The sequence below is a fragment of the Pseudanabaena sp. 'Roaring Creek' genome (assembly GCF_001402795.1).
Taxonomy (GTDB): Bacteria; Cyanobacteriota; Cyanobacteriia; order Pseudanabaenales; family Pseudanabaenaceae; genus Pseudanabaena.
Genome location: NZ_LIRE01000556.1, coordinates 1 through 3,179 on the forward strand (window position 1 = coordinate 1; position 3,179 = coordinate 3,179).

Here is a 3,179-nt window from a genome sequence, read left to right on the forward strand (position 1 = left end):
TAACTTGGTGGGACATTGCTCAGCCAACGCTAGCTGAGGGAAGTCGAAGCTAGATAACTTGGTGGGACATTGCTCAGCCAACGCTAGCTGAGGGAAGTCGAAGCTAGATAACTTGGTGGGACATTGCTCAGCCAACGCTAGCTGAGCAATGTCGAAGCTAGATAACTTGGTGGGACATTTTTTATCCGCAAGAGCCTTAGCGCCGCATCTTGGAAATAACAAAAGGGGGCGCATTGCGCCCCCCTTTTGTTATTGGTATTTTTTGAAAACTAACGTGACATTATGACCGCCAAAGCCGAAAGAGTTAGAGGCCGCTACATTAATAGTCATTGGTCGCGACTGATTAGGGACATAATCGAGATCGCATTCTTCGTCAGGGTTTTCTAAATTCATCGTTGGCGGCGCAATATCTTTTTTCACTGCTAAGACAGTTGCAACTGCCTCAATACCACCAGAGCCACCGAGCAAATGCCCCGTCATCGACTTAGTAGAACTAACCGCAACCTTGTAAGCGTGATCGCCTAAGACTTTTTTGATTGCCTTAGTCTCAGTACTATCATTTGCCGAAGTACTCGTACCATGAGCATTAATATAATCCACCATCTCAGGTGTAATATCGCCATCCTTGAGGGCTAGGGACATGGCTCTGACGGCTCCCTCTCCATTGGGAGAAGGTGAAGTCATGTGATAGGCATCGCAAGTACAGCCATAGCCCACGATTTCGGCGTAGATTTTGGCTCCCCTTGCGAGAGCATGATCTAGATTCTCAATAATTAATATTCCCGCACCTTCACCCATGACAAAACCATCACGATCTTTGTCAAAGGGACGTGAGGCATGGGCAGGATCGTCATTGCGGCGAGACATAGCCCTTGCCGAAGCAAACCCAGCAAAGCCCAGAGGGGTAATAGCTGCCTCAGTGCCTCCACAGATCATCGCCTGAGCAAAGCCACTTTGAACCAAACGGAATGCATCACCGATCGCATTAGAGCCCGCTGCACAGGCTGTGACCGTGCAGGAATTAGGTCCCTGTGCGCCCGTATGGATTGCCGTTAAACCTGCTGCCATATTGCCGATCATCATCGGGATCATGAATGGACTACAGCGAGTTGGTCCTTTGGTGCGAATAATTTCGTGCTGATCCTCAAGCACTTGCAATCCGCCAATGCCCGTACCCAACAAAACGCCGATTTGGGGCGCATTTAGAGGGGTTATTTCTAGGTTGGCATCGCGGAGCGCTTGGATACTAGCACTTACGCCAAATTGAGCAAAGCGATCCATACGACGCGCTTCTTTGGCGGGGACATAGGCTAGGGGATCGAAATCCTTCACTTCGCCACCGACTCGACACTCATGGTCAGTGGTATCGAAACGGGTAATTTCGGTAATCCCATTTTTGCCATCGACTAGACCTTGCCAGTATTCTTCGACCGTGTTACCGATCGGTGTGATTGCACCTAGTCCAGTGACAACGACGCGATAGAGGGGCTGAGGGTTTTGCATTTCGTTTGGAATCAATAGATCAAAAATTTTAAGAACAGAAAAGCTTTGTCGTCGAGCAACAAAGCTTTAATCTAAAACAATTGCTTAGGCAGCCTGTTTACTGTCAATGTAATCAACCGCATTTTGCACAGTGGCAATTTTTTCTGCGTCTTCGTCGGGGATTTCCACGCCGAATTTTTCTTCTAGTGCCATAACTAGTTCGACGGTATCGAGAGAGTCAGCGCCAAGGTCGTTTGCAAAGCTAGCTTCTGGCTTAACTTCTTCTGGTTTAACGCCTAATTGGGATGCAACGATCTCTTGAACTTTCTCAAAGGTACTCATTTACTTATTCTCTACTGCTTACAACCGAAAACTTTTTAGCGTTTTTAATTTTATCGGATAAAGGTAGCTGTATATACATGATCGCGAAGATCTATTAAAAAATTCAATTTTTTATTGAAGATTCGGACGCTTCATGCCCCAATTCCAGAATATAGTTTTTAATCTGTCGGACGAGAAATAGCCCAGCAACCGAGTTGCCGATCGCATCAAGAGCGGGGCTATAACAGGCAATGACAGCCCGATCGGGAATAATCGATAACAAAGCACCACTAACGCTGGACTTAGACGCTAATCCCACATCCTGCGCGAATGCGGCGGATGCCTCATACATCCCACAGCGCAGCATGATTTCTAAAACCATCGGGATATGTGGTGATCGCTTTGTATCAATCAATAAAGCCCCAATTTTGGCGAGATCCTGAACGTTACTCCGCAAACAACAGATTTCTTCATAAATCTTGAGGGCTTGACTAGAATTTGCGACTATTCCTAAAGAGGTAAGTTGCGAAGCGATCGCTAAATTGCGGCGATTTGGCACCGATCTCACCGAAGCGAGCATTGAAAAATCGAGGATCAAATTTGCGCCCGATCGCTGGTTGAGCCAATTTTGCAAATTTTCCGAGGAGGTCAATAACGAAGAAAGAGCGATCGCCCCGCTATTAATCATGGGATTTTTAGGCTTGCCATTGGGTATGGCATTAAAAGCCTCGGCACTAGGTTCCGCATCAACCATCTTAGAAACGGCTTCTCTACCAAAATTTTCGAGTAGGTAAAGTAATAAAAATGGTTTGATCGCACTCATTAACGGAAAAGTTGCGGTCGTATCACCTGCCATCAGACGATCGCCATCTATAGGCTGAATGGCGATCGCGATCATGCGGGGATCTGCCTGTGCTAAAAGGGGAATATAGGTGGGCAATTTACCCTTGTAAATCTCTTGGAGAGATAATTCCAACCATTGTGGCAATTGATCTGCAAGCATAAACTTTTACCGCTAAGTTGCTGGACATAATTAAAACCCAAATCTAAAACCTGCGGCGCACGCGCAGCGTGCGCCGCAGGTTTTAGGGTTTTATACCTAATTAAGTCTACTTACTCATATAGCAACCCTAAATGGTTTGTGGAAGCGCCCCCAAAAAGGAGAGCGCTTCCACAAACCTAAAAATCTACAAATGATTTAGGACTGCTATATTTTAGAATGTTTAATTAGAATATTTAAAAATTTCTATACGAGGCTACAGGCAAGCGTGAACTTTTTAGAACCACAGCAATTAGTACATTCTCTGGGCTTCTGGGGCGGACATTTAGCGATCTGGGCTATCACCTTTGCAGAATCAGGACTATTATTTGGATTT

General features: G+C 46.0%; 4 protein-coding genes. All 4 read right to left on the bottom strand.

Translation table 11 applies throughout. From position 1 onward, the window contains the following. Positions 1 to 234 (bottom strand): hypothetical protein (locus tag AC805_RS26890; protein WP_231663275.1); only part of this gene is annotated, 234 nt, incomplete at its 3' end. A gap of 15 nt (positions 235 to 249) precedes the next feature. After that, on the bottom strand, positions 250 to 1,503 hold the full coding sequence (gene fabF / locus AC805_RS16275; RefSeq protein ID WP_055076392.1) for a beta-ketoacyl-ACP synthase II: 1,254 nt from the start codon (positions 1,501 to 1,503) through the stop codon (positions 250 to 252). Positions 1,504 to 1,587: 84 nt separating this feature from the next. Further along, positions 1,588 to 1,824 (bottom strand): acyl carrier protein, encoded by a 237-nt coding sequence (acpP, locus tag AC805_RS16280; RefSeq protein ID WP_055076390.1) that lies wholly within the window; start codon positions 1,822 to 1,824, stop codon positions 1,588 to 1,590. A 103-nt stretch (positions 1,825 to 1,927) separates the two neighbouring features. Beyond that, complete coding sequence (locus tag AC805_RS16285) at positions 1,928 to 2,806, bottom strand: glutaminase (protein WP_055076391.1); 879 nt, start codon at positions 2,804 to 2,806, stop codon at positions 1,928 to 1,930. Positions 2,807 to 3,179 lie beyond the last annotated feature (373 nt).

Coding starts and splice junctions, on each gene's coding strand:
- fabF (WP_055076392.1), bottom strand. CDS start 1,503: ATGCAAAACCCTCAGCCCCTCTATCGCGTCGTTGTCACTGGACTAGGT.
- AC805_RS16285 (WP_055076391.1), bottom strand. CDS start 2,806: ATGCTTGCAGATCAATTGCCACAATGGTTGGAATTATCTCTCCAAGAG.
- acpP (WP_055076390.1), bottom strand. CDS start 1,824: ATGAGTACCTTTGAGAAAGTTCAAGAGATCGTTGCATCCCAATTAGGC.